This is a genomic window from Pseudomonas emilianonis (assembly GCF_023072625.1).
In the GTDB taxonomy this organism is placed as follows: Bacteria; Pseudomonadota; Gammaproteobacteria; order Pseudomonadales; family Pseudomonadaceae; genus Aquipseudomonas; species Aquipseudomonas paraveronii.
The window spans coordinates 1-24,548 of sequence record NZ_JAKNRV010000036.1; the positions used below are offsets into that span (position 1 = coordinate 1).

General features: G+C 62.1%; 19 protein-coding genes. 16 read left to right on the plus strand and 3 right to left on the minus strand.

What is annotated here, in order from left to right; all coding sequences use genetic code 11:
* The 3 genes from L9Z73_RS06740 to L9Z73_RS06750 form a co-directional block, all read left to right on the plus strand.
* Positions 1–846, plus strand: an 846-nt coding sequence (locus L9Z73_RS06740) for an L-carnitine dehydrogenase (RefSeq protein WP_247397740.1), incomplete at its 5' end; no start/stop codon positions are given.
* 13 nt (positions 847–859) lie between these two features.
* Positions 860–1,357 (plus strand): thioesterase family protein, encoded by a 498-nt coding sequence (locus tag L9Z73_RS06745; RefSeq protein ID WP_247397741.1) that lies wholly within the window; start codon positions 860–862, stop codon positions 1,355–1,357.
* Between the two features lie 97 nt (positions 1,358–1,454).
* Positions 1,455–1,718: a hypothetical protein gene (locus tag L9Z73_RS06750; RefSeq protein ID WP_247397743.1), complete on the plus strand. Its 264-nt coding sequence runs from the start codon at positions 1,455–1,457 to the stop codon at positions 1,716–1,718.
* Positions 1,719–1,812: 94 nt separating this feature from the next.
* On the opposite strand, the gene L9Z73_RS06755 is transcribed toward L9Z73_RS06750, so the two are convergent.
* Complete coding sequence (locus tag L9Z73_RS06755; protein WP_247397746.1) at positions 1,813–2,916, minus strand: GlxA family transcriptional regulator; 1,104 nt, start codon at positions 2,914–2,916, stop codon at positions 1,813–1,815.
* A 518-nt stretch (positions 2,917–3,434) separates the two neighbouring features.
* On the minus strand, positions 3,435–4,811 hold the full coding sequence (locus L9Z73_RS06760) for an L-serine ammonia-lyase (protein WP_247397749.1): 1,377 nt from the start codon (positions 4,809–4,811) through the stop codon (positions 3,435–3,437).
* Positions 4,812–5,226: 415 nt separating this feature from the next.
* Here L9Z73_RS06760 and L9Z73_RS06765 point away from each other — a divergent pair, with 415 nt between their 5' ends.
* From L9Z73_RS06765 to choV, 3 genes are all read left to right on the plus strand, one after another.
* Positions 5,227–6,174 (plus strand): choline ABC transporter substrate-binding protein, encoded by a 948-nt coding sequence (locus L9Z73_RS06765; protein WP_247397752.1) that lies wholly within the window; start codon positions 5,227–5,229, stop codon positions 6,172–6,174.
* A 69-nt stretch (positions 6,175–6,243) separates the two neighbouring features.
* Positions 6,244–7,092: a choline ABC transporter permease subunit gene (choW, locus tag L9Z73_RS06770; RefSeq protein WP_247397755.1), complete on the plus strand. Its 849-nt coding sequence runs from the start codon at positions 6,244–6,246 to the stop codon at positions 7,090–7,092.
* Positions 7,089–8,267, plus strand: a complete 1,179-nt coding sequence (gene choV / locus L9Z73_RS06775) for a choline ABC transporter ATP-binding protein (protein ID WP_247397758.1) — start codon at positions 7,089–7,091, stop codon at positions 8,265–8,267. Before choW ends, choV begins: the two co-directional genes overlap by 4 nt.
* Before the next feature lie 174 nt (positions 8,268–8,441).
* Here the strand turns inward: choV and L9Z73_RS06780 are convergent, their stop codons facing one another.
* The gene (locus L9Z73_RS06780) at positions 8,442–10,376 is read right to left on the minus strand and encodes a BCCT family transporter (RefSeq protein WP_247397787.1); all 1,935 of its coding nucleotides are present in this window, start codon (positions 10,374–10,376) and stop codon (positions 8,442–8,444) included.
* 390 nt (positions 10,377–10,766) lie between these two features.
* On the opposite strand from L9Z73_RS06780, the gene betI reads away from it, so the two are divergent.
* The 10 genes from betI to L9Z73_RS06830 all read left to right on the plus strand — a co-directional run.
* Entirely contained in the window at positions 10,767–11,360 is a 594-nt protein-coding gene (gene betI, locus L9Z73_RS06785) for a transcriptional regulator BetI (protein ID WP_247397761.1), read from the plus strand.
* A 110-nt stretch (positions 11,361–11,470) separates the two neighbouring features.
* Positions 11,471–12,943: a betaine-aldehyde dehydrogenase gene (betB, locus tag L9Z73_RS06790; RefSeq protein WP_247397764.1), complete on the plus strand. Its 1,473-nt coding sequence runs from the start codon at positions 11,471–11,473 to the stop codon at positions 12,941–12,943.
* Between the two features lie 142 nt (positions 12,944–13,085).
* Positions 13,086–14,789 carry a choline dehydrogenase gene (betA, locus tag L9Z73_RS06795; protein ID WP_247397767.1) on the plus strand — a complete coding sequence of 568 codons (1,704 nt, stop codon included), beginning with the start codon at positions 13,086–13,088 and terminating at the stop codon, positions 14,787–14,789.
* A gap of 205 nt (positions 14,790–14,994) precedes the next feature.
* Positions 14,995–16,437 carry a TldD/PmbA family protein gene (locus tag L9Z73_RS06800; protein WP_247397770.1) on the plus strand — a complete coding sequence of 481 codons (1,443 nt, stop codon included), beginning with the start codon at positions 14,995–14,997 and terminating at the stop codon, positions 16,435–16,437.
* Complete coding sequence (locus tag L9Z73_RS06805; RefSeq protein ID WP_247397773.1) at positions 16,437–17,753, plus strand: TldD/PmbA family protein; 1,317 nt, start codon at positions 16,437–16,439, stop codon at positions 17,751–17,753. The genes L9Z73_RS06800 and L9Z73_RS06805 overlap by 1 nt, the downstream gene beginning before the upstream one ends.
* Positions 17,754–18,053: 300 nt before the next feature.
* A complete protein-coding gene (locus tag L9Z73_RS06810; protein WP_247397776.1) occupies positions 18,054–18,956 on the plus strand; it encodes an alpha/beta fold hydrolase in 903 nt (300 codons plus the stop codon).
* 36 nt (positions 18,957–18,992) lie between these two features.
* The gene (gene mdtD / locus L9Z73_RS06815; protein WP_247397780.1) at positions 18,993–20,420 is read left to right on the plus strand and encodes a multidrug transporter subunit MdtD; all 1,428 of its coding nucleotides are present in this window, start codon (positions 18,993–18,995) and stop codon (positions 20,418–20,420) included.
* Positions 20,421–20,550: 130 nt separating this feature from the next.
* Positions 20,551–21,888, plus strand: a complete 1,338-nt coding sequence (gene dbpA / locus L9Z73_RS06820) for an ATP-dependent RNA helicase DbpA (RefSeq protein ID WP_247397788.1) — start codon at positions 20,551–20,553, stop codon at positions 21,886–21,888.
* Positions 21,889–22,048: 160 nt separating this feature from the next.
* Entirely contained in the window at positions 22,049–23,227 is a 1,179-nt protein-coding gene (locus L9Z73_RS06825) for an NAD(P)/FAD-dependent oxidoreductase (protein WP_247397783.1), read from the plus strand.
* A 234-nt stretch (positions 23,228–23,461) separates the two neighbouring features.
* Positions 23,462–24,548: YccS/YhfK family membrane protein (locus L9Z73_RS06830; protein WP_247397785.1), on the plus strand; the 1,087-nt coding region annotated here is incomplete at its 3' end.

The window sequence follows — 24,548 nt, forward strand, 5'->3', positions numbered from 1 at the left end:
GGCGCCGAAGCCGCGCTGCGCAAACGCGTCGCCAATGCCTGGGGCGCCCTGGAGAAACAAGGCCTGGCCCCCGGCGCATCCCAGCAGCGCCTGCGTTTTGTCAGCACCATCGAAGCGTGCGTGAAAGACGCCGACTTCATCCAGGAAAGCGCCCCGGAACGCCTGGAGCTGAAACTGGAGTTGCACGGCAAAATCAGCGCGGCGGCCAAGCCCAATGCCCTGATCGGTTCGAGCACCTCGGGCCTGTTGCCCAGCGAGTTCTACGAGGGCTCGACGCACCCGGAGCGCTGCGTGGTCGGCCACCCGTTCAACCCGGTGTACCTGCTGCCGCTGGTGGAAGTGGTGGGCGGCAAAAACACCGCGCCCGAGGCAATCCAGGCGGCGATCAAGGTGTATCAATCCCTGGGCATGCGCCCGCTGCATGTGCGCAAGGAAGTCCCCGGCTTTATCGCCGACCGCCTGCTCGAAGCCTTGTGGCGTGAGGCGCTGCACCTGGTCAACGATGGCGTCGCCACCACCGGCGAGATCGATGACGCGATCCGTTTTGGCGCCGGCTTGCGCTGGTCGTTCATGGGTACGTTCCTGACCTACACCCTGGCCGGCGGCGATGCCGGGATGCGCCACTTCATGGCGCAGTTCGGCCCGGCGTTGCAGTTGCCGTGGACCTACCTGCCGGCACCGGAGCTGACCGACAAGTTGATCGACGATGTGGTCGATGGCACCAGCGCTCAGTTGGGCCAACACAGCATTTCGGCGCTGGAGCGCTATCGTGATGATTGCCTGCTGGCGGTACTGGAAGCGGTGAAGACCACCAAAGCCAAGCACGGCATGACCTTCGCCGAATAAGGGAAACCCCAGCATGCCTGCACTGACCACCTACACCACACAGGTCCACCCCGACTGGGTGGACTACAACGGCCACCTGCGCGACGCGTTCTACCTGTTGATCTTCAGCTACGCCACCGACGCGCTGATGGACACCCTGGGCCTGGACAGCGAAAACCGCGCCGCCAGCGGCCATTCGCTGTTCACCCTGGAGCTGCACCTGAACTACCTGCACGAAGTGAAACTCGGCACCGAGGTCGAGGTGCGCACCCAACTGATCGCGCACGATGCCAAGCGTCTGCACCTCTATCACAGCCTGCACTGGGTGAGCGATGGCAAGGAACTGGCGGGCAACGAACAGATGCTGCTGCACGTCGACCTCGCCGGGCCGCGCTCGGCGCCGTTTACCGAGGCGACGCTGGAACGACTCGCGGCCATCCGCGCCACGCAAGTCGACCTTCCCAGGCCCCCACTCCTCGGCCGCGTCATTGGCCTGCCCGCGCCAAATAGCCCGAAAACGACCTGTTCATAGCCATCTGAGTCATTCGTGCATTCTGCCCTTGCCGACCGCTTGGGCGGCTACCAGAATCCAAATCAATCCCCCCGCTCCCTTCACCAGGATAAACGTCATGATGCACGCGGATTTGATTGACCAGGATGACCTGCTGAACCAACTGCGCTCGCTGGGTTTCGAGGTGTCCAGCGGCGCCAGCGCCGAGCAGGCCTGCGAATGTGCGGTACGCGGTTTGAGCGAGGCACGGGCCAAGGCGCTCAAGAAGATGGTTGAACAGATGTACAGCGGCAGCGCGACGATTTTGCCGGCGGTGCGGCAGGCGATCGATAAGCAGTTGTTGCCGGCGCTGATGCAGTTCAAACAGAAATCCGGCGCCTGATAGACCGCTATCGGGGGCAAGCCCCCTCCCACCCTCGAAGGTATTCACAATTCAAATGTGGGAGGGGGCTTGCCCCCGATGCAGGCGACGCGGTTTAGAGCCTTACACTGGCAAACGTCGACTCATTGCGCGCCTGGCTCAACGCCGACATCGGCCCCGACAACGGTGACAACACCAGCGCCGGCGGAATCGGCATCATCGCCACTTGCTGGGTGGTGTTGGAGCCGACGCGCTCATCCCGTGGCGGAATGCCGAAGTATTCGCGGTAGCACTTGGAGAAGTGCGGCGTGGACACGAACCCGCACACCGACGCCACTTCGATGATCGACATCGGCGTTTGCTTGAGCAACTGCCGTGCGCGAATCAGGCGCAGCTTGAGGTAGTAGCGCGACGGCGAGCAGTGCAGGTATTTCTGGAACAGCCGCTCCAACTGGCGCCGCGACACGGCGACGTACACCGCCAGCTCATCGAGGTCGATCGGCTCTTCGAGGTTGGCTTCCATCAGCGCGACGATTTCCTGCAACTTCGGCTGGTTGGTGCCGAGCATGTGCTTGAGCGGCACACGCTGGTGATCCTGTTCATTGCGAATGCGCTCGTATACGAACATCTCGGAGATCGCCGCCGACAGTTCACGGCCGTGGTCGCGGCTGATCAGGTGCAGCATCATGTCCAGCGGCGCGGTGCCGCCGGAGCTGGTGAAGCGATTGCGGTCGAGGGTGAACAGGCGGGTGCTCATCGACACACGCGGGAAGGCTTCCTGCATCGACGCCAGGCATTCCCAGTGCACGCTGCAATCGAAGCCATCGAGCAGCCCGGCGCAGGCCAGGGCCCAACTGCCGGTACACACCGCGCCCAGGCGACGCGACTGGCGTGCCTGGCTTTGCAGCCACGACACATGTTCACGGGTGACGGTGCGCTGGATACCCACGCCGCCGCACACGATGACGGTGTCCAGGGCCGGGGCTTTGTGCATGGAGGCATCGGGCGTGATTTGCAGGCCGTCGCTGGCCCAGACCTGGTTGCCGTCGACACTCAGGGTGGTCCAGCGATACAACTCGCGGCCGGACAACTGGTTGGCCATGCGCAGCGGTTCCACTGCCGAAGCCAGGGAAATCAGCGTGAAATTGTCCAGCAGCAAAAAGCCGATGGATTGAGGCGCACGGTTCTGGGGTTGGGCCCCGGAGTTGAACGACGTCATCGCGGTATCTCCTCACACAAAGCGGGTGATGGCCTCAGGCGAGGCTCTTGTTATTGCGCTCTGCTCCAGCGCGGAGAGAGGCTTTGAATGGATAGAGCAAATGCCATGCCTAAAATTGAATGGCCATTCAATAACTCCTGAAAACGACCTCTTGATGTGTCTAGACAAGCCCCTGTGCGAAGTGCGGGATATGCCCCGAATCGAACGCAGAAGCGGCTCCGCTCAAGGGCCGTGAGCAGATCGGTAGCACTTGTGGGTAGGCGCTTTGAGAGCGAAGGGAGCGTCTGTCACCACAAGCACGGGTGACGGGTGGTCGAAGGCGAAAGTGTTTGGAGGGTACTTATCTGTTTGCGACGCGCTAAAAGGTGGCGCTTTTGGTTCTGGTGTTCACTTTATGAGCAGGGTTGTTTGGACTGGCGCTATCGGGGGCAAGCCCCCTCCCACACTCGACCGAGTTCCACCTTTGGAATGCAGTCGAGTGTGGGAGGGGGCTTGCTCCCGATGCAGGCGACGCGGTCTCAGCACTCAACCGCACTGACCGCCAACCCACCCCGCGAGGTTTCCTTGTACTTGTCATGCATGTCCGCCCCGGTATCGCGCATGGTGCGGATCACCCGGTCCAGGGAGATGAAGTGCTGGCCATCGCCGCGCAGGGCCATCTGCGCCGCGTTGATCGCCTTCACCGCGGCAATCGCATTGCGCTCGATACACGGCACTTGCACCAGCCCGCCCACCGGGTCGCAGGTCAGGCCGAGGTTGTGTTCCAGGCCGATTTCGGCGGCGTTGCACAGTTGTTCCGGGGTGGCGCCGAGAATCTCTGCCAACCCCGCCGCCGCCATGGCGCAGGCAGAGCCGACCTCGCCCTGGCAACCAACTTCGGCCCCGGAGATCGACGCGTTCTTCTTGCACAGAATCCCGACCGCCGCCGCGCTGAGCAGATAGTCGACCACGTTGGCTTCGGTGACTTCGTCGCTGAACTTCATGAAGTAGTGCAGCACCGCCGGGATAATCCCCGCCGCGCCATTGGTCGGCGCGGTGACCATGCGCCCACCGGCGGCGTTTTCTTCGTTGACCGCCAGGGCGAACAGGTTGACCCACTCCATCGCGCTCAAGGTCGAGCCGATCACGTTGGGCTTGCCCAGCTCCTGCAAACTGCGGTGCAACTTGGCGGCGCGACGGCGCACATTCAGGCCGCCGGGCAGGATGCCTTCGTGCTTGAGGCCCTGCTCGACGCACGCCTGCATGGCGCGCCAGAGCGTCATCAGGCCGCTGCGGATTTCATCTTCGCTGCGCCAGACTTTTTCGTTGGCCAGCATCAGTTCGGCGACACGCAGGTTGTGGCTGCTGCACAACTGCAACAGTTCCACCGCGCTGGAGAACTCATAGGGCAACTCGGTGCGATCCAGGTCCGCCACGCCGCTTTGGGCCTGGGCTTCATCCACCACAAAGCCGCCGCCGACCGAGTAGTAGGTGTTGCGATGCAACTCGCCGTCATCGCCGAACACCACCAGGGTCATGGCATTGGGATGGAACGGCAGGTTTTCGTCGAGCAGGCGCATGTCCCGTGCCCAGACGAAAGGCACCGGCAAACGCCCGTCCAACAGCAGCGTGTCGGTCTCGCGCAGGGTATGGATACGCGGGCCGATCTGCGCCGGATCGATTGCGTCCGGCCACTCGCCCATCAGGCCCATTATCGTGGCGGTATCGCTGCCGTGGCCGATGCCGGTGGCCGATAGTGAGCCGTAGAGCTGAACTTCGACGCGCCGCACCTGTTCCAACAGTTCACGTTCACGCAACCGTTGAACGAACAACGCTGCGGCGCGCATGGGGCCGACGGTGTGAGAACTCGAAGGCCCGATGCCGATCTTGAACAGGTCGAAAACGCTGATAGCCATTGCCGTGAAACTCCTCGATAAGCACAGGCCAGGCTTGAACGAGGTGCTACGCTCAGATCGCCCAGATGGCGGCATCATCAGGCTTTTATCCGTCATCACGGCGTCTCACACCGACGCAACCATGCTCACCAGCGTCGCTCACGAGCAATGGCCTGTTTTGGGCGTTTTTAGCGGTGCAGATGGGCAAAAACAGCCGTTTAGCCGTGGGAAAAACCTGTAAACGACGTCACCGACACTGGATGCGACCCTGCCTGTACTGGATACGACGCCCCCTGTAGGCGTCAGATTTTCACTGGTACATGATCAGTCTCGACTCGTTTGCAAGGCACCGTGCCGCCGCTTCAAGGCACGCTCCAACCGCAACACTTATAAAGCGCGGCGAATGCCGCCAGAAAACACACAGGAGTCTAGCCCCATGAAAGGTTCACCCTCGTTGTTGTTGGCCGCCATGCTGAGTCTGCCAGTCCTGGCGCACGCTGCAGAACCGGCACAATGTCAGACCGTCAACTTCTCCGATGTCGGCTGGACCGACATCACCGTGACTACCGCGACCACCAGCGAAATCCTCAAGGGCCTCGGCTACAAGCCGCGCACCACGATGATTTCGGTACCCGTGACCTACAAGTCGCTGGCCGACGGTAAGAACATGGACATCTTCCTCGGCAACTGGATGCCGACCATGGAAAACGACATCAAGCAGTACCGTGATGCCGGCACCGTGGAAACCGTGCGCGCCAACCTGGAGAACGCCAAGTACACCCTGGCCGTTCCCGAGGCGCTGTATGACAAAGGCCTGAAAGACTTCGCCGATATCGCCAAATTCAAGGATGAGCTGGAAGGCAAAATCTACGGCATCGAACCCGGCAACGACGGCAACCGCACCATTCAAACGCTGATCGACAAAGATGCGTTTGGCTTGAAGTCGGCCGGTTTCAAAGTGGTCGAGTCCAGCGAAGCCGGGATGCTCTCGCAGGTCGAACGCGCCACCAAGCGCGGCAAGGCCATCGTGTTCCTCGGCTGGGAACCGCACCCGATGAACACCCGCTTCAAGATGAAGTACCTGACCGGCGGTGACGATTCGTTCGGCCCCAACTACGGCCAGGCCACCATCTACACCAACGTGCGCAAGGGCTACACCCAGGAATGCAGCAACGTCGGCCAGTTGCTGAAAAACCTGTCGTTCACGCTGAACATGGAAAGCACCCTGATGGGTAACGTCCTGGACGACAAGATGAAACCCGACGCCGCAGCGAAAGCCTGGCTGAAGAAGAACCCGCAAGTGCTCGACACCTGGCTCGCCGGTGTCACCACCGTTGATGGCAAACCTGGACTCGACGCCGTGAAAGCCTACCTCGCCAAGTAACACCGCTGACCCCGGGGCGGTGCGCTGCCCCGGGATGTTTTCCCCCTTCGCATGTGGACATTCACTACCATGCTGACTGAACAGAAAATCCCACTAGGCCAGTACATCGCTGCCTTCGTCGAATGGTTGACCCAACATGGCGCCAACTACTTCGACGCAATCGCATCGACACTGGAAACGATGATCCACGGCGTGACGTTCGCGCTGACCTGGTTCAATCCGCTGGCATTGATCGGTCTGATTGCGCTACTCGCTCACTTTATTCAACGTAAATGGGGCCTGACGGTGTTTGTCATCGCCTCCTTCCTGCTGATCCTCAACCTGGGGTACTGGCAGGAAACCATGGAGACCCTGGCGCAGGTGCTGTTCGCCACCCTGGTCTGCGTGGTCATCGGTGTGCCGCTGGGCATTGTTGCCGCGCACAAACCGCTGTTCTACACCCTGATGCGGCCGGTGCTCGATCTGATGCAGACCGTACCGACCTTCGTCTACCTCATCCCTACCCTGACCCTCTTCGGGCTGGGTGTGGTGCCCGGGTTGATTTCCACGGTGGTGTTCGCGATTGCCGCGCCGATCCGCCTGACCTACCTGGGTATCCGCGATGTCCCGCAAGAGTTGATGGACGCCGGCAAGGCCTTCGGCTGCTCGCGCCGTCAGTTGCTCTCGCGCATTGAACTGCCCTACGCCATGCCGAGCATCGCTGCCGGCATTACCCAATGCATCATGCTGTCGCTGTCGATGGTGGTGATCGCCGCCCTGGTGGGTGCCGACGGCCTCGGCAAGCCGGTGGTCAACGCACTGAACACCGCCGACATCGCCCTGGGCTTTGAAGCCGGCCTGGCGATCGTGCTGCTGGCCATCATGCTCGACCGCATCTGCAAACAACCCGACGCCAAGAAAGTAGGGGGTGATGCATGAGCATTATCCGATTCGACAATGTCGACGTGATCTTCTCCAAAGACCCACGCGAAGCGCTCAAGCTGCTGGACCAAGGCATGAGCCGTAACGAGATCCTGAAAAAGACCGGCCAGATCGTCGGTGTTGAAAAAGCCAGCCTGGATGTGGAAAAAGGCGAGATCTGTGTGCTGATGGGCCTGTCTGGCTCCGGCAAGTCGAGCCTGCTGCGCTGCATCAACGGCCTCAACACCGTCAGCCGTGGCCAGTTGTTCGTCGAGCATGAAGGGCGCCAGATCGACATCGCCTCCTGCACCCCGGCCGAGCTGAAAATGATGCGCACCAAACGCATCGCCATGGTGTTCCAGAAGTTCGCCCTGATGCCCTGGCTGACGGTGCGCGAGAACATCAGCTTCGGCCTCGAGATGCAGGGCCTCCCGGAGAAAGACCGGCGCAAGCTGGTGGACGAAAAGCTCGAACTGGTGGGCCTGAGCCAATGGCGCAACAAGAAGCCGGACGAACTCTCCGGCGGCATGCAGCAGCGCGTCGGCCTGGCCCGCGCGTTGGCGATGGACGCCGACATCCTGCTGATGGACGAACCCTTCTCCGCCCTCGACCCGCTGATCCGCCAAGGCCTGCAGGATGAGCTGCTGGAACTGCAACGCAAGCTGAGCAAGACCATCGTGTTCGTCAGCCACGACCTCGACGAAGCCCTCAAGCTCGGCAGCCGCATCGCGATCATGAAAGACGGCAAGATCATCCAGTACAGCGTGCCGGAAGAGATCGTGCTGAACCCGGCGGATGACTATGTGCGCACCTTCGTCGCGCATACCAACCCGCTGAACGTGCTGTGCGGGCGCAGCCTGATGCGCACGCTGGACAACTGCAAACGCGTCAACGGCTCGGTGTGCCTCGATCCGAGCGGCGACTCGTGGCTGGACCTGGCCGAAGGCAACACCATCCAGGGCGCGCGCCAGAATGGCGTGGTGATGAACCTGCAGAACTGGGCACCGGGGCAACCCGTGGAAGGCCTGGGCCGCGTGCCGACACTGGTGGATTCGAATATCGGCATGCGCGATGCGTTGCAGATTCGCTACCAGACGGGCAACAAGCTGGTGTTGCATGACAACAACAAGGTGGTGGGGATTCTTGGCGACAGCGAGTTGTACCACGCGTTATTAGGCAAAAACCTCGGTTAACAGACACCGCAAAAGCCATTGAAGAAACAGGGTCAAAATGTGGGAGGGGGCTTGCCCCCGATTGCAGTGTGTCAGTCGGTTCATCTGTTACTGATACACCGCCATCGGGGGCAAGCCCCCTCCCACATTTTTTGCCCCAGTGGTGTCAGTGGGGACACCACCAGGCTTCAACCATCAGCTATAGACACGGCCAAGGAGCTGCCGATGGCTTTCAAACTGATCGAGCACGTCCCGGGTGATCTGTTCCTGGGCGAAGCCCATCAGGTCGTATTCCTGAGGCCCGTTGTGCAGGTACACCTCGGCACGGTAGTAACGGGTGCGCTCCGCCTCGGGCTGCTCGTCCGACGTCACCGCGTAGCCGTCCAGGCTCACTTCGTAGACAAACGGGTTGCCCTCTTCCATCTCGATGCGCACGCCGATGCAACGCTTGGATTTGCCCAACAGGGTCTGCACCTCCAGCCCCTGCTCGCGCAACGCCGTCGCCGCGTGTTCCAGCGCAGGCGTGACGTGCTTGTCCATAAAGCGCTGCACGGTGGACTGGCTCGGTTGCAGGTCCAGGGCGGTCAAGCGCTCGCTGAAACCACGACGGCCCCGCTCGGCCAATTGCGCCTGCTCCAGCTCCGTCGCCGCGTCCTGGCGCATCGCTTTGTGCAAACCGAACATAAACACAATCAGCACCACCGAGAACGGCAGCCCCGCCAGCACCACCATGGTTTGCATGGCTTCGAAGTTACCCGCGAACAGCAGGCCGATGGTCACCAGGGTGATCACCGCCGACCAGAAGATCCGCAGCCAGTGCGGCGCATCTTCGTCCACGTTGCCGCCTTTGCAGGAAAGGTTGGCCATCATCACCGCGCCGGAATCCGCCGGGGTCAGGAACAGCACAAAGCCGACAAAGATCGACACGCCGATGACGATTTTCGACGCTGGGTAATGCTCCAGCAATTGGTAGATGGCCATCGACGGTTGTTCCAGCGCCGTCTTGCCCAACTCCACCGCCCCATGGTTCAACACCAGGTCCAGGGCCGAGTTACCGAAGATCGACAACCACGCCAGGGTGAAGCCCAGCGGGATCAGCAGCACGCCGGCCACCAGTTCACGCACCGTGCGACCACGGGAAATCCGCGCGATGAACATGCCCACGAATGGCGCCCAGGAAATCCACCAGGCCCAATAGAACAGGGTCCACAGGCCCATCCAGCGTTCGGTCTTGTCGGCGTCGCCTGCGTACACATAGAGGTCGAAGGTTTTCAGGACGATGCCGTTGAGGTAGTCACCGGTGTTCTGCACCAGGCCGTTGAGCAGGTGCAAGGTCGGGCCAAACAACAGCACGAAGATCAGCAAGCCGCTGAACAACACGATGTTGAGGTTGGACAGGCGACGAATGCCGTTTTCCACCCCCGACACGGCGGCAATGGTCGCCACAGTGCTCATCACGATGATCACGATCAGCAGGTTGGTGTTGCTGTGTTGCATGCCGAACAGGTTTTCCAGGCCGGACGACACCTGCATCGAGCCGATACCGAGGTTGGTCACCAGGCCCAGCAGGGTCACGAACATGCCGAACCCGTCGACCGCGTGGCCGGCCGCGCCTTTGACCCAACGCTCGCCCACCAGCGGGTACAACGCCGAACGCAGGGCCAGCGGCTGGTTGTGCCGATAGGCGAAGTACGCCACGGCCAGGCCGACCAGGGCATAGATCGCCCAGCCGTGCAGGCCCCAGTGCAGGAAGGTCAATTGCAGCGCCTGGCGCGCCGCGCCGTTGCTGGCGGCCGCGCCTTCGGGCGGGTTGAAGTAATGGTCCAACGGCTCCGATGCGCCGAAGTACAGCAGCGAAATGCCGATACCGGACGAGAACAACATGCCGGCCCAGGCGCCGTAGCTGAAGTCCGGGGTGTCGTCCTTGCTGCCCAGTTTCAACTTGCCGTAGGACGAAAACGCCAGACCGACCACGAATACCAGGTAGGCGGCGATCACCACCATGTAGTACCAGCCGAAACTTTTCGACAACCACGCCTGCGCCACGCCGAGCATCCGGCCGGCCTCTTGCGGGGCAATGATCAAAATGGCGGTAAGCAACAGAATCAGCGCGGTGGAGGTGTAGAACACCCAACCGTTGACCCGCACCTTTTCCGGTGGGGTCTTTATTAGAGAGGCAGAACTCATGGCGCAGATGCTCCAGGCAGTGCGAGAGAGAAACACAAGGCAACGGTGATCCCGTGCTCATCGATTTTTCGGCAGTCGACGGACGGGTGTTATAAAGACACCCCGAAAATTCTTGAGGCCGCCGAGGCGGTGTTCAGGCTCTGAAATGGCCTGTTTCAAGGGTTTTTGCAGGTGTCAGATGTCGCCGCCTAGCCGTAGGAAATACCGGCAGGCAGCGGCAATTTGTCGCAGAGCTTATTCTTTGTTGATTGAACGTTCAATCAAAACAAAATAGACTGGCCATCAAGTCGACGGACGTTATCGCCCGCCGGCAGGCCTGAGGAGAGGTACTCCATGCCCAAGGTCGGTATGCAACCCATACGCCGCCAACAACTGATCGAAGCCACGCTGACGGCCATCGATCAAGTCGGAATGGGAGATGCCAGCATTGCGCTGATCGCCCGTTTGGCCGGTGTTTCGAACGGCATCATCAGTCACTACTTCAAGGACAAGAACGGCCTGATCGCCGCGACGATGCGGTACTTGATGAATGTGCTGATCGAGAACGTCCATGAACGCAGGCAGGCGCTGAAGGATGACAGCCCGCGTGCACACATTCAGGTAATCATCGGGGGCAACTTCGATGCCAGCCAGGTCAATGGACCGGCAATGAAAACCTGGCTGGCCTTCTGGGCCGCCAGCATGCACCACCCGTCTTTGCACAGGTTGCAGCGGATCAACGATCAACGTCTGTATTCCAACCTGTGCTGCCAGTTCCGCCGCGTATTGCCGCTGCCCGACGCACGCAGCGCAGCCCGAGGCCTGGCGGCCTTGATCGACGGTTTGTGGTTGCGCGGCGCCCTGTCGGGAGATGAGTTCGACACGGAGCAGGCGCAACGGATCGCTTACGAATACATGGATTTCCAATTGGCCAAGCAGGTGAGTTAGAGCACACATAAACGCTCAACCCCTGAACGTCTGCCGCTCAGTGTTGCCACACCCTTATGGCCCACTTCGCGGCGGGTAACGCCAACCACTTATGCACTTGCGAGGACTTTATGGCCCGTTTCGACCTGCAAAAACTCTACATTGACGGCGGCTACAGCGATGCCGGCAGTGATGCCACCTTCGAAGCCATCAACCCGGCTAACGGTGAAGTTCTCGCCAACGTGCAACGCGCCACGAAAGATGACGTTGAACGTGCCGTGGTCAGCGCGGAAAAAGGCCAGAAAATCTGGGCCGCCATGACCGCCATGGAGCGTTCGCGCATCCTGCGTCGTGCCGTCGACATCCTGCGCGAGCGCAACGATGAACTGGCCGCCCTGGAAACCCTGGACACCGGTAAATCCTTCTCCGAAACCAAGTACGTCGACATCGTCACCGGCGCCGACGTGCTGGAATATTACGCAGGCCTGGTGCCGGCCATCGAAGGCGAGCAGATCCCACTGCGCGACACCTCGTTCGTCTACACCCGCCGCGAGCCGCTGGGCGTGGTCGCCGGTATCGGCGCGTGGAACTACCCGATCCAGATCGCCCTGTGGAAATCCGCACCGGCCCTGGCTGCCGGTAACGCGATGATCTTCAAGCCCAGCGAAGTCACTTCGCTGACCACCCTGAAACTGGCCGAGATCTACACCGAAGCCGGCGTTCCAGCCGGTGTGTTCAACGTATTGACCGGCAGCGGCCGTGAAGTCGGCACCTGGCTGACCGAGCACCCGCGCATCGAGAAAGTCTCGTTCACCGGCGGCACCGACACTGGCAAGAAAGTCATGGCCAGCGCTTCCAGCTCCTCGCTCAAAGAAGTGACCATGGAACTGGGCGGCAAATCGCCGCTGATCGTGTTCGAGGACGCCGACCTGGATCGTGCCGCCGACATCGCGATGATGGCCAACTTCTACAGCTCCGGTCAGGTCTGCACCAACGGCACTCGCGTGTTCGTACCCAAGCACCTGCAAGCTGCGTTCGAAGCCAAGATCGCCGAGCGTGTTGCGCGCATCCGCATTGGCGACCCGCAAGATGACAACACCAACTTCGGCCCACTGGTCAGCTTCGCCCACATGGAAAGCGTGCTGGGCTACATCGCCAAAGGTAAGGCAGAAGGTGCTCGCGTGCTGTGCGGCGGCGAACGCCTGACCGAGGGCGACTTCGCCAAAGGCGCCTTTGTTGCCCCCACCGTGTTCACCGACTGCACCGACGAGATGACCATCGTCCGTGAAGAAATCTTCGGCCCGGTGATGAGCATCCTCACCTATGAGACTGAAGAAGAAGTGATCCGCCGCGCCAACGACACCGACTTCGGCCTCGCCGCCGGCCTGGTGACCAAGGACCTGAACCGCGCCCACCGCGTCATTCATCAGTTGGAAGCGGGTATCTGCTGGATCAACGCCTGGGGCGAGTCCGACGCGAAGATGCCGGTCGGCGGCTACAAGCAGTCGGGCGTGGGCCGTGAGAACGGGATCAGCTCGCTGAACAACTTCACCCGCATCAAATCGGTACAGGTTGAGCTGGGCGATTACGCCTCGGTGTTCTAAAGCCGAGATTTGTATTGCCTTTGAGGCCTCTATCGGGGGCAAGCCCCCTCCCACATTTGATCGGGTTTACACAGTCAAAGGTGGGAGGGGGCTTGCCCCCGATGAGGCCCGACCTGACCACACTTCAAAGAGGGTGCATTCAATGTCCCAAGAATACGACTACATCATTGTGGGTGCCGGCTCCGCCGGTAACACCCTGGCGACCCGTCTGACCGAAGACGAAGGCGTCACCGTCCTGCTGCTGGAAGCAGGCGGTCCTGACTACCGTCTCGACTTCCGTACCCAGATGCCCGCCGCCCTGGCGTTCCCGCTGCAAGGCCGCCGCTACAACTGGGCCTACGAAACCGATCCAGAGCCACACATGGACGGCCGCCGCATGGAATGTGGGCGCGGCAAGGGCCTGGGAGGCTCTTCCCTGATCAACGGCATGTGCTACATCCGTGGCAACGCCATGGACTACGACAACTGGTCGAAACTGCCCGGTCTTGAAGACTGGGCGTACCTGGACTGCCTGCCGTATTTCCGTAAGGCCGAAACCCGCGACATCGGCCCCAACGACTACCACGGTGGCGACGGTCCGGTCAGCGTGACCACGCCCAAAGCCGGCAACAACCCGCTGTTCCACGCCATGGTCGAAGCCGGCGTGCAGGCCGGTTACCCGCGTACCGAAGACTTGAACGGCTACCAGCAGGAAGGCTTCGGCCCGATGGACCGGACCGTCACGCCAAACGGCCGTCGCGCCAGCACCGCACGCGGTTACCTGGACACGGCTAAAAAGCGCTCCACCCTGACCATCGTCACCCACGCCCTGACCGACAAAGTGTTGTTCGACGGCAAGCGTGCCGTTGGCGTGCGTTACCTGATCGGTGCCGCCGAAGAACGCGTGGAAGCCCGCGCCCGTAAAGAAGTGCTGGTGTGCAGCGGCGCCATCGCCTCGCCGCAACTGCTGCAACGCTCCGGCGTCGGCCCGGCCAAGCTGCTCGAAAGCCTCGACATCCCGGTGGTCCACGACCTGCCCGGCGTCGGCGAAAACCTGCAGGACCACCTTGAGCTGTACCTGCAATACGCCTGCACCCAACCGGTGTCGCTGTACCCGTCGCTGCTCTGGTACAACCAACCGGCGATCGGTGCCGAGTGGCTGTTCAACGGCACCGGCATCGGCGCCAGCAACCAGTTCGAAGCGGGCGGTTTTATCCGTACCCGTGAAGACTTCGATTGGCCGAACATCCAGTACCACTTCCTGCCGGTGGCGATTAACTACAACGGCAGCAACGGCGTGAAAGAGCACGGCTTCCAGGCGCACATGGGCTCCATGCGTTCGCCGAGCCGTGGCCGCGTGCAGTTGAAGTCGAAGAACCCACGGGACTACCCGAGCATCCTCTTCAACTACATGGCCACAGAGCAGGACTGGCAGGAATTTCGCGATGGCATCCGCCTGACCCGTGAAATCATGCAGCAGCCCGCACTCGACGCCTTCCGTGGCCGCGAAATCAGCCCGGGTATCGACGTGCAAACCGATGAGCAGTTGGACACGTTCATCCGCGAGCACGCCGAAACCGCGTTCCACCCGTCCTGCTCGTGCAAGATGGGCACCGACGAGATGGCCGTGGTGGATGGCGAAGGCCGTGTGCACGGCATGCAAGGCCTGCGCGTGGTCGATGCGTCGATCATGCCGATCATCACCACCGGCAACCTGAACGCGCCGACGATCATGCTCGCCGAGAAAATCGCCGACAAGATCCGTGGCCGCCAGCCGCTGCCGCGCAGCACCGCCGACTACTACGTGGCAGGCGATGCGCCGGTGCGGGGCAAGCCGATGCGTGAAGTGGGGCCGACTGCGCAGTAACTGAAAGACCGCGTCGCGGCCATCGGGGGCAAGCCCCCTCCCACATTTGATCGGGTTCACACGGTCAGAATGTGGGAGGGGGCTTGCTCCCGATGAGGCCCGACCCAACACCGCAAACCTTACGCCTACACTCTCCTTGATCGCCCCCCAGCCCAGGCCTACTCTGTTCCCCTGCCCGCGCTGAGCCGCCCACAAGGAAGGCCCCATGTTCGACCACCACGCCACACTCAAAAAGCATTTCAGTGCCCTGCGCACCACCGCCAACTTCTTCTCCCTGCGTTACGTGCGCGAATCCGGCCACTACCTGTCGGTGCGCAAGAACGTCGCCGCACCGCCGCACCTGAACCACGACGAAGGCGCCATGCTCACCGTGCGCGTCAACGGGGTCGAAGCCTACGCCGCGACCCACGATATTTCCCTGCCCGGCCTGCAAGCCGCGCTTGAGCGTGCCGAACAGCAGGCGCGCCTGATCAAGCCCCATGCCCTGCTCGACCTGCGCGATCAACACGTTTCCAGCGATGTCGCCGACTACCTGTCACCCAACCTTGCCCAGGCCTTTCCGTCCCTGAGCGACTGCTACCAGTTGCTCGGCGATGAATCCGCTGCCGTGCCCCAGGACGAGCGCCTGGTGAACTGGGAAGTCAGCCTCGGCTTGACCCACGTCGAGCAGATCTACCTCAACAGCGCCGGTGCCGAGCTGCGCCAGGCCCAGCGTTTTGTATTCCCCGGCGTCAACGTCACCGCCTATGACGGCAACGACAGCCAGTCGCGCACCTTCGGTGGCACCAACTTCGGCCAGCAAGGTGGCTTCGATGTGATCGACCGCTTCGGCCTGGTCGGCGCCGCGCCGCGCATCGCCGATGAAGCCCTGCAGTTGCTGCTGGCACCGAACACGCCCCAGGGCCCGCGCGACCTGTTGTTGATGCCCGACCAGATGATCCTGCAGATCCACGAGTCGATCGGCCACCCGCTGGAGCTCGACCGCATTCTCGGCGACGAGCGCAATTACGCCGGCACCAGTTTCGTCAAGGCCAGCGACTTCGGCCACCTGCAATACGGCTCGCCCTTGCTCAACGTGACCTTCGACCCGGACATTCCCGAGCAACTGGCCAGCTACAGCCATGACGACGACGGCACCGCCGCCAGCAAGCAATTCCTGATCCGTGAAGGGTTGCTGCTCAAGCCACTGGGCGGCGCGCTGTCGCAGTTCCGTTCCGGCATGGGCGGCGTGGCCAACAGCCGTGCCAGCAGTTGGAACCGCCCGCCGATCGACCGCATGGCCAACCTGAATATCGAAGCCGGCGACAAGAGCCTGGCGCAACTGATTGGCGGCATCGAAAGCGGCATCCTGATGTCGACCAACCGTTCGTGGTCCATCGACGATGCACGCAACAAATTCCAGTTCGGCTGCGAATGGGGCCAACTGATCGAAAACGGCGAACTCAAGGGCGTGGTGAAAAACCCCAACTACCGCGCCATTTCCGCGCAGTTCTGGCGCAACCTCAGCGCCGTGGGCGACGCCAGCACCTTCAAGGTCCTGGGCACGCCGAACTGCGGCAAAGGCGAGCCCAACCAGGTCATCCGCGTCGGCCATGCCACGCCCGCCTGTGTATTCAGCGATGTTGACGTATTTGGGGGAGACGCCTGATGAACCACTTCAAGGCATTGGTGGAGTGGCTCAAGCAGGCCCTCACCGACAAAGAACAATTTCACCTGGGCTATGCCGCAGAGTCGTCCGAATTCGTGCGCTTCAACCACGCCAAGGTGCGCCAGGCCGGCCAGGTGCAACAGGCCAGCCTCAACCTCAAACTGATCAACGACGGTCGCCATGCCGACCTCAGCATCACCCTCGGCGGCGAACCGACGCTGGACCGCCAGCGCCTCGCCGATGGCCTGCAACAACTGCGCGAAACATTGCCGTTGCTGCCGCATGACCCTTACCTGTTGCTGAACCACAACGCCTGGCAAAGCCACAACGAACAGGCCCGGCCGCTGCCCGAGCTGGGCCAGGTGCTGGAAGACATCAGCCAGGCGGCACACGGGGTCGACCTGGTCGGCTTCTACGCCGCCGGCCCGATCAGCCGTGGCTTCGCCAGTTCCGACGGAGCGTTCGGCTGGCATCAGGCCAATAGCTTCAACTTCGACTTCAGCCTGTTCCACGCCAATGGCGAAGCGGTGAAAGCCAGTTACGCCGGGCACACCTGGAACAGCGCCGAGTTCGCCGCGCGCTTCCAGCAAGCCCGCGATCAGCTGGAATTTCTCGGCCGCCCGTTGCACACACTGGCGCCAGGACAATACCGCGCTTACCTGGCCCCGGCGGCGCTGGAAGAAATCATCAGCATCATCACGTGGGGCGGTTTTTCCGCGCAGGCCATCGCCAGCAAAGGCAGCTCGCTGCAACGCCTGTATGCCGGCGAGCAGGCGTTGAGCCCGTTGGTGACGGTGGATGAGCACATCAGCGGTTCCCTGAGCGAGGCGTTCTCCAGCGAAGGCTACCCGCGCAGTGACGTCACACTGATCGACGCCGGCCAGGCCGACGGCCAACTGGTCAATTCGCGCAGCGCCGCCGAATACGGCCTCGGCGCCAACGGCGCCAGCAGCGACGAATCCCCCAGCGCCTTGCAGATGGCGGCGGGCAACCTGGCCCAGGCCGATATCCTCAAGCAACTGGGCACCGGGCTGTACATCAGCAACCTGTGGTACCTGAACTACTCCGACCTGCCGGCGGCGCGCCTGACCGGTATGACCCGGTTCGCCACGTTCTGGGTGGAAGACGGCGAGATCAAGGCGCCGGTCAGCACCATGCGCTTCGATGACAGCGTCTACAGCCTGCTCGGCTCACAGCTCGAAGCGCTGACGGCGGAGCGCGAACTGCTGCTGTCGGCCAGCACCTACAGCCAGCGCAATACCGCGTCCAATCTGTTGCCGGGGGCGTTGGTCAAGCGCCTGACCCTGACCCTCTAACCAACAGCAATCTCCTTGTGGGAGGGGGCTTGCTCCCGATAGCGGTGTGTCAGTATTCGATGGACTGACTGACACACCGCTATCGGGAGCTAGCCCCCTCCCACATTGTTTTGTGTTGATTTCAGACGTCTTGTTTCGACATGTCCTACAGCTAAATCAGACCCCTCTCACCGCCCGCCCAAGGCCGGTTGTCGCCTGCAAAAAACCTCGTTATAACGGTTGGTGGCACCCTGCCATCCACCCACGTGCCCGCACGTGATGTATGACCTTGCCCGGGATAGGGCAAGCTGGAGCGTTGACATGAACCATGGAAGTTTTGTCATAGAAAAGCTGTTCAAGCACTACAACGTCCACGTAGAACAGTTGGGTTTCGATCCACAGAAACATCCGCAAAGGAAAACCGTGCTGTTGGTCAATGGAGCGCTGTCCACCACCCGCTCGTTTGCGCGCACCAGCAAGTGCCTCGCCGAACATTTCAATGTGCTGCTGTTCGACCTGCCGTTCTCCGGCTATTCGCGCGAGCACAACACCGACCTCGACCTGGTGACCAAGGACGACGAGGTACAAATCCTGCGCGCGCTGGTGGAGCGCTTCCAGGTCAACCACTTGGTGTCGGCCTCATGGGGCGGCATCTCCACGCTGCTGACCCTGGCGCACAACCCGCCCTCCATCGAAAGCTCGGTAGTGATGGCGCTGGCGCCGAACCTCAACCCGGCGATGCTCGACTACGTCGAGCGGGTGCGCGTGCTGATCGAGGCCGATGACAAGTCCGCCGTCGGCCATTTGCTCAACGAAACGGTGGGCAAATACTTGTCGCCGCGGCTCAAGCGCAACAACCATCGGCACCTGTCGAACATGGCCACCACCGAATACCGCCAGGCGCGCTTTCATATCCACCAGGTGCTGGCGATGGGCGATGGCAACTACCTGCCGCAGCTCACCCGGATCGAAACACCGGTGCACTTCCTCAACGGCACGCTGGACGAATACACCCCGGCCACCGAGGCCCGACTGTTCCAGCAATACGTCGGCCGCAGCAGCTTTGCCGTCGCCGAACATACCGGGCATTTGCTCGACCTGGAGTCCCGCGAGGCGGCGCTGGCGGTCCACCGGGGGCTGCTGGATTTCCTGGTTGGCGAGCACGCGACGCTGTCGGATTTAGACGAACCTTCAGTGGGAAAAGGAGCGACGAATGGCGCATAATCGCCGACACATAGCCTCCTAACAAAAAGGGATCCCATGCCGAATCGCGCCCCTCTCGATGCCAAGACCGCCCGCTGGCTACCCTGGGTGGTCGCAATTGCCTTCTTCATGCAATCGCTGGATGGGACGATTCTCAACACGGCACTGCCGGCCATGGCCCGGGACCTCGCAGAGAACCCGCTGCGCATGCAAGGGGTGGTGATCGCCTACATGCTCACCGTCGCCTTGCTGATCCCTGCGTCGGGCTGGATCGCCGACCGCTTCGGCACCAAGAAAATCTTCTTTGGCGCGATCATGCTGTTCAGCATTGGCTCGCTGCTGTGCGCGCTGTCCAGCAGCTTGACCATGCTGGTCGGCGCGCGAGTGGTCCAGGGCCTGGGCGGTGCGCTGATGCTGCCCGTCGGCCGGCTCGTGGTGCTGCGCGCTTATCCGCGCTCCGAGCTGGTGCGGATCATGGGTTTCATCACCATCCCCGGCCTACTCGGCCCGCTGCTCGGCCCGACCCTCGGCGGCTGGATGGTGCAATACCTGACGTGGCACTGGATTTTCCTGATCAACCTGCCGGTGGGCATGATCGGCTGCTACGCCGTGTGGAAGTTCATCCCCGACCTGCGCGGCAGCGAGCGCACGCGTTTCGATGGCGTCGGCTTCCTGCTGTTCGGCGCGGCGATGGTGCTGATCACCATCGCCATGGAAGGCCTGGGCGAATTGCACCTGCCGCACCTGCGGGTGATGTTGCTGCTGTTTGGCGGGCTGGCGTGCCTGGCGGCCTACTGGCTGCGCGCCGGGCATATCGATAACCCGCTGTTTTCGCCGGCGCTGTTCAAGACCCGCACCTTTGCGGTGGGCATCCTGGGCAACCTGTTCGCGCGCCTGGGCAGCGGCGCCTTGCCGTTTCTGGTGCCGTTGCTGCTGCAGGTGGCTTTGGGCTATTCACCCTCCCAGGCCGGGATGAGCATGCTGCCGCTGGCGGCGGCGGCGATGCTGGCCAAGTCTGTCGCAAGGCCGTTGATCGAACGCCTGGGCTACCGCGTGGTATTGACCGGCAACACCCTGGCCTTGGGCCTGATGCTGGCGAGCATGGGCCTGGTCAGCGAGCAGACCCCCTACCCGCTGCTGCTGGGCATGCTGGCGGTACTGGGGGCGATCAACTCCTTGCAGTTCACCGCGATGAACACCGTCACCCTGATCGACCTCGACGACGCCCAGGCCAGCAGCGGCAACAGCTTGCTGTCGGTGGTGGCGCAACTGTCCCTGAGCCTCGGCGTGGCCTGCGCCGGTGCGCTGCTCGGCGGGTTTACCGCCGAGTCGGGCAACGACGGCGTGAGCACGGTACTTGGCGCCTTCCAGTTGACCTTCCTCACCGTGGGCATCATGGCGATGCTGGCGGCGGCGATTTTCCTGCAACTGTCGCCAAAAGACGGCAAACGCATCGGCAGCCGCGAGCACGACATCGAACACTAGCAGGCGTCTCGTCGAGAACTTGCAGGGAAAATCCCACGGGGCTGGTACACTGCGCGACATTTTGTTTTGCAGAGCCAGTCCCGTGACCACCATCGCCACCGCTTTTAATACGTTGCCGCTCTCCGCCGCCATGCTGGCTAACCTCGACTCGCTGGGTTATGCCGAGATGACGCAGATCCAGGCGCAGAGCTTGCCGGTGATCCTCAAGGGGCTGGACCTGATTGCCCAGGCCAAGACCGGCAGCGGCAAGACGGCTGCGTTCGGCATCGGCCTGCTGAACCCGATCAACCCGCGCTACTTCGGCTGCCAGGCCCTGGTGATGTGCCCGACTCGCGAGCTGGCCGACCAGGTGGCCAAGGAAATCCGCCGCCTGGCCCGTGCCGAAGACAACATCAAGGTGCTGACCCTGTGTGGCGGCGTGTCCCTCGGCCCGCAGATCGCCTCGCTGGAACATGGCGCCCACGTCATCGTCGGCACCCCGGGCCGCATCCAGCAACACCTGCGCAAGGGTTCGCTGGTGCTCGACGGCTTGAACACGCTGATCCTCGACGAAGCCGACCGCATGCTCGACATGGGCTTCTACGACGCCATTGAAGACATCATCAGCAAGACCCCGGCCCGCCGCCAGACCCTGCTGTTCTCGGCCACCTACCCGGTGAGCATCAAGCAGTTGGCCTCCAAATTCATGCGCGCGCCGCAGCAAGTGAAGGCCGAAGCCTTCCACTCCGATGACCAGATCGAGCAGCGCTTCTACGAGATCTCGCCGGAAGAGCGCATGGACGCGGTGACCAAGGTGCTCGCGCACTTCCGCCCGGCCTCGTGCGTGGCGTTCTGCTTCACCAAGCAGCAAGTGCAGGAAACCGTCGATCACCTGACCTCCAAGGGCATCTCCGCCGTCGGCCTGCATGGCGACCTGGAACAGCGTGACCGTGACCAGGTGCTGGCGATGTTCGCCAACCGCAGCACCTCGGTACTGGTCGCCACCGACGTTGCCGCCCGTGGCCTGGACATCGACTCGCTGGACATGGTGATCAACGTCGAACTGGCCCGCGACTCGGAAATCCACATCCACCGCGTCGGCCGCACCGGCCGTGCCGGTGAGACCGGGATCGCCATCAGCCTGGTGGCGCCGTCTGAAGCGCACCGTGCCCAAGCCATCGAGCAGTTACAGAAATCGCCGCTGAACTGGGACCAGTTGGACAACCTCAAGCCGCAGAGCGGTGGTCCGCTGCTGCCGCAGATGAGCACCCTGTGCATCGCCGCCGGCCGTAAAGACAAGGTACGCCCGGGCGACATCCTCGGCGCACTGACCGGTGACGCCGGCATCCCCGGCGCCCAGGTCGGCAAGATCGCGATCTTTGATTTCCAGGCCTTCGTCGCTGTGGAACGCGGCGTCGCCAAGCAGGCGCTGCAGCGTTTGAATGACGGCAAGATCAAGGGCCGTTCGTTGCGCGTGCGGATCCTGTAAGCGATCTCCCATCCCATGGAGATCCAATGTGGGAGGGGGCTTGCCCCCGATGGCGGTGTATCAGTCACCTGATTAATTGACTGGACCACCGCCATCGGGGGCAAGCCCCCTCCCACAGTTTTGATTGCATTTCAGATCAATATTTTGTGAGGACATTGCTGTGCGCTCGACCGAAGTTGTGATCATTGGCGCCGGCGCCGCAGGCTTGATGTGCGCACTGACCGCCGCCGGGCGTGGACGCAAGGTGATGCTGATCGACCACGCGAACAAGGCCGGCAAGAAGATCCTGATGTCCGGCGGTGGCCGCTGCAATTTCACCAATATGTACACCGAGCCGGCCAACTTCCTCTCGCACAACGCACACTTCTGCAAATCCGCCCTGGCCCGCTACACCCAATGGGATTTCATCGGGCTGGTGGCCAAGCACGGCGTGCCGTACCACGAGAAGAAACTCGGCCAGTTGTTCTGCGATAACAAATCCAGCGACATCCTCGGCATGTTGCTCGACGAGTGCATCCAGACCGGCGTAAGCATGCATCTGGATACTTCAATTCAGGAGATTGCCAAACTCGAGAGTGGCTACCAGTTGCAGACCACGTTGGGTGAGCTGCGCTGTGAGTCCCTGGTGATCGCCACCGGCGGTTTGTCGATTCCGACGCTGGGCGCAACCGGTTTTGGTTATCAGGTGGCCAGGCAGTTCGGCCACGAACTGCTGCCGACCCGCGCCGGGCTGGTGCCGTTCACCATCACCGACCAGCTCAAGGATTTGTGCGGCGAGTTGTCCGGCACCTCGGTGGACTGCCTGGTCAACTGCAACGGCCAGAGCTTTCGCGAGAACCTCCTGTTTACCCATCGCGGCCTGAGCGGGCCGGCGATTTTGCAGATTTCCTCGTACTGGGAATCCGGTGACACGGTCGAGATCAACCTGCTGCCCGACCACGACGCCCACGCCTGGCTGCAACAGCAACAGGCCGAGCGCCCCAACAGCGAGCTGAAAACCCTGCTGGGTGAGATCTTCACCAAGAAGATGGCCAACCTGCTGGCGGACACCTGGTTCGTGTCCAAGCCGATGAAGCAGTACACCCACGCCGAACTGGCCGACATCGCGCAAAAACTGGCGAGCTGGCAACTGGTCCCGGCAGGCACCGAGGGCTACCGCACCGCCGAAGTGACGCTGGGCGGCGTGGATACGCGAGAAGTGTCGTCCAAGACCATGGAGTCGCTGAAAAGCCCGGGCCTGTACTTTATCGGTGAAGTACTGGATGTGACCGGCCACCTCGGTGGTTTCAACTTCCAGTGGGCCTGGGCTTCCGGCTACGCCGCCGCGCAGTACGCCTGACACAACGCAGTACAAATGTGGGAGGGGGCTTGCTCCCGATAGCAGTGGACCAGTCAACTCATCAGGTGACTGACACGCCGCCATCGGGGGCAAGCCCCCTCCCACATTGACTGCATTGCACATTGAGAATGCTGTGGCCGGAATAAATTTTGCTGTCAGATGTGATCGCCACGCTTGCCGTGGCGTCATTACTGGCCCAATTTAGCGGCATCGTCCCGGAAGACTCCAGCCTTCATGTCATCGACCTCGTTCAACCAATCCATGCGGCGCCTGTGGGCGCTGGATAAATTCAGTTACAGCGTTCGGGTCTTCATCGCCCTCACCGGCAGCATGGCGCTGTGCTGGTACCAAGATGAAATGACGCTGCTGATCCCGCTGTTCCTGGGAATTATCGCCAGCGCCCTGGCCGAGACCGACGACAGTTGGCAAGGCCGCCTCAATGCCCTGGCGGTGACGCTGGTGTGTTTCAGCATTGCCGCGCTGTCGGTGGAGTTGCTGTTCCCCTATCCCTGGGCCTTTGCCGTCGCCCTGGCCCTGGCGAGTTTTGGCCTGACCATGCTCGGAGCCCTTGGCGAACGGTATGGCGCGATTGCTTCGGCCACCTTGATCCTGTCGGTCTACACCATGATCGGCGTGGACCAACGCGGCGGCGCCGTCACAGATTTCTGGCATGAACCGCTGCTGCTGGTGGCCGGGGCCGCCTGGTACGGGGCGCTGTCGGTGCTGTGGCAGGTGCTGTTTTCCAACCAGCCGGTGCAGCAGAGCCTGGCGCGGTTGTTTCGCGAATTGGGGCATTACCTCAAGCTCAAGTCGTCGCTGTTCGAACCGATCCGCCAGTTGAACGTGGAGGCGCGACGCCTGGAGCTGGCCCAGCAAAACGGCCGGGTGGTGGCCGCACTGAATGCGGCGAAGGAAATCATCCTGCACCGCGTCGGCAATGGGCGGCCGGGCTCGAAGGTCAGTCGTTACCTCAAGCTGTACTTCCTGGCCCAGGACATCCACGAACGCGCCAGTTCGTCCCACTACCCCTACAACGCCCTGGCCGAGGCCTTCTTTCATAGCGATGTGCTATTCCGCTGCCAGCGCCTGCTGCGCCAGCAAGGCAAGGCTTGCGAGGCCCTGGCCGAGTCGATCCAACTGCGCCAGCCGTTCATCTATGACGCCAGCTTCGCCGAAGCCTTGGGCGACCTGAACGCGTCCATGGAACACCTGCGCATCCAGAGCAACCCGGCCTGGCGCGGCCTGCTGCGTTCCTTGCGTGCGCTGGCGGCCAACCTGTCGACCCTCGACCGCCTGCTGGGCGACGCCAGCAACCCTGACG

What these genes read in the sequence shown, in the direction of transcription:
- L9Z73_RS06745 (WP_247397741.1), top strand. Translation starts at nt 860, where the DNA reads ATGCCTGCACTGACCACCTACACCACACAGGTCCACCCCGACTGGGTG.
- L9Z73_RS06750 (WP_247397743.1), top strand. Translation starts at nt 1,455, where the DNA reads ATGATGCACGCGGATTTGATTGACCAGGATGACCTGCTGAACCAACTG.
- L9Z73_RS06755 (WP_247397746.1), bottom strand. Translation starts at nt 2,916, where the DNA reads ATGACGTCGTTCAACTCCGGGGCCCAACCCCAGAACCGTGCGCCTCAA.
- L9Z73_RS06760 (WP_247397749.1), bottom strand. Translation starts at nt 4,811, where the DNA reads ATGGCTATCAGCGTTTTCGACCTGTTCAAGATCGGCATCGGGCCTTCG.
- L9Z73_RS06765 (WP_247397752.1), top strand. Translation starts at nt 5,227, where the DNA reads ATGAAAGGTTCACCCTCGTTGTTGTTGGCCGCCATGCTGAGTCTGCCA.
- choW (WP_247397755.1), top strand. Translation starts at nt 6,244, where the DNA reads ATGCTGACTGAACAGAAAATCCCACTAGGCCAGTACATCGCTGCCTTC.
- choV (WP_247397758.1), top strand. Translation starts at nt 7,089, where the DNA reads ATGAGCATTATCCGATTCGACAATGTCGACGTGATCTTCTCCAAAGAC.
- betI (WP_247397761.1), top strand. Translation starts at nt 10,767, where the DNA reads ATGCCCAAGGTCGGTATGCAACCCATACGCCGCCAACAACTGATCGAA.
- betB (WP_247397764.1), top strand. Translation starts at nt 11,471, where the DNA reads ATGGCCCGTTTCGACCTGCAAAAACTCTACATTGACGGCGGCTACAGC.
- betA (WP_247397767.1), top strand. Translation starts at nt 13,086, where the DNA reads ATGTCCCAAGAATACGACTACATCATTGTGGGTGCCGGCTCCGCCGGT.
- L9Z73_RS06800 (WP_247397770.1), top strand. Translation starts at nt 14,995, where the DNA reads ATGTTCGACCACCACGCCACACTCAAAAAGCATTTCAGTGCCCTGCGC.
- L9Z73_RS06805 (WP_247397773.1), top strand. Translation starts at nt 16,437, where the DNA reads ATGAACCACTTCAAGGCATTGGTGGAGTGGCTCAAGCAGGCCCTCACC.
- L9Z73_RS06810 (WP_247397776.1), top strand. Translation starts at nt 18,054, where the DNA reads ATGAACCATGGAAGTTTTGTCATAGAAAAGCTGTTCAAGCACTACAAC.
- mdtD (WP_247397780.1), top strand. Translation starts at nt 18,993, where the DNA reads ATGCCGAATCGCGCCCCTCTCGATGCCAAGACCGCCCGCTGGCTACCC.
- dbpA (WP_247397788.1), top strand. Translation starts at nt 20,551, where the DNA reads ATGCTGGCTAACCTCGACTCGCTGGGTTATGCCGAGATGACGCAGATC.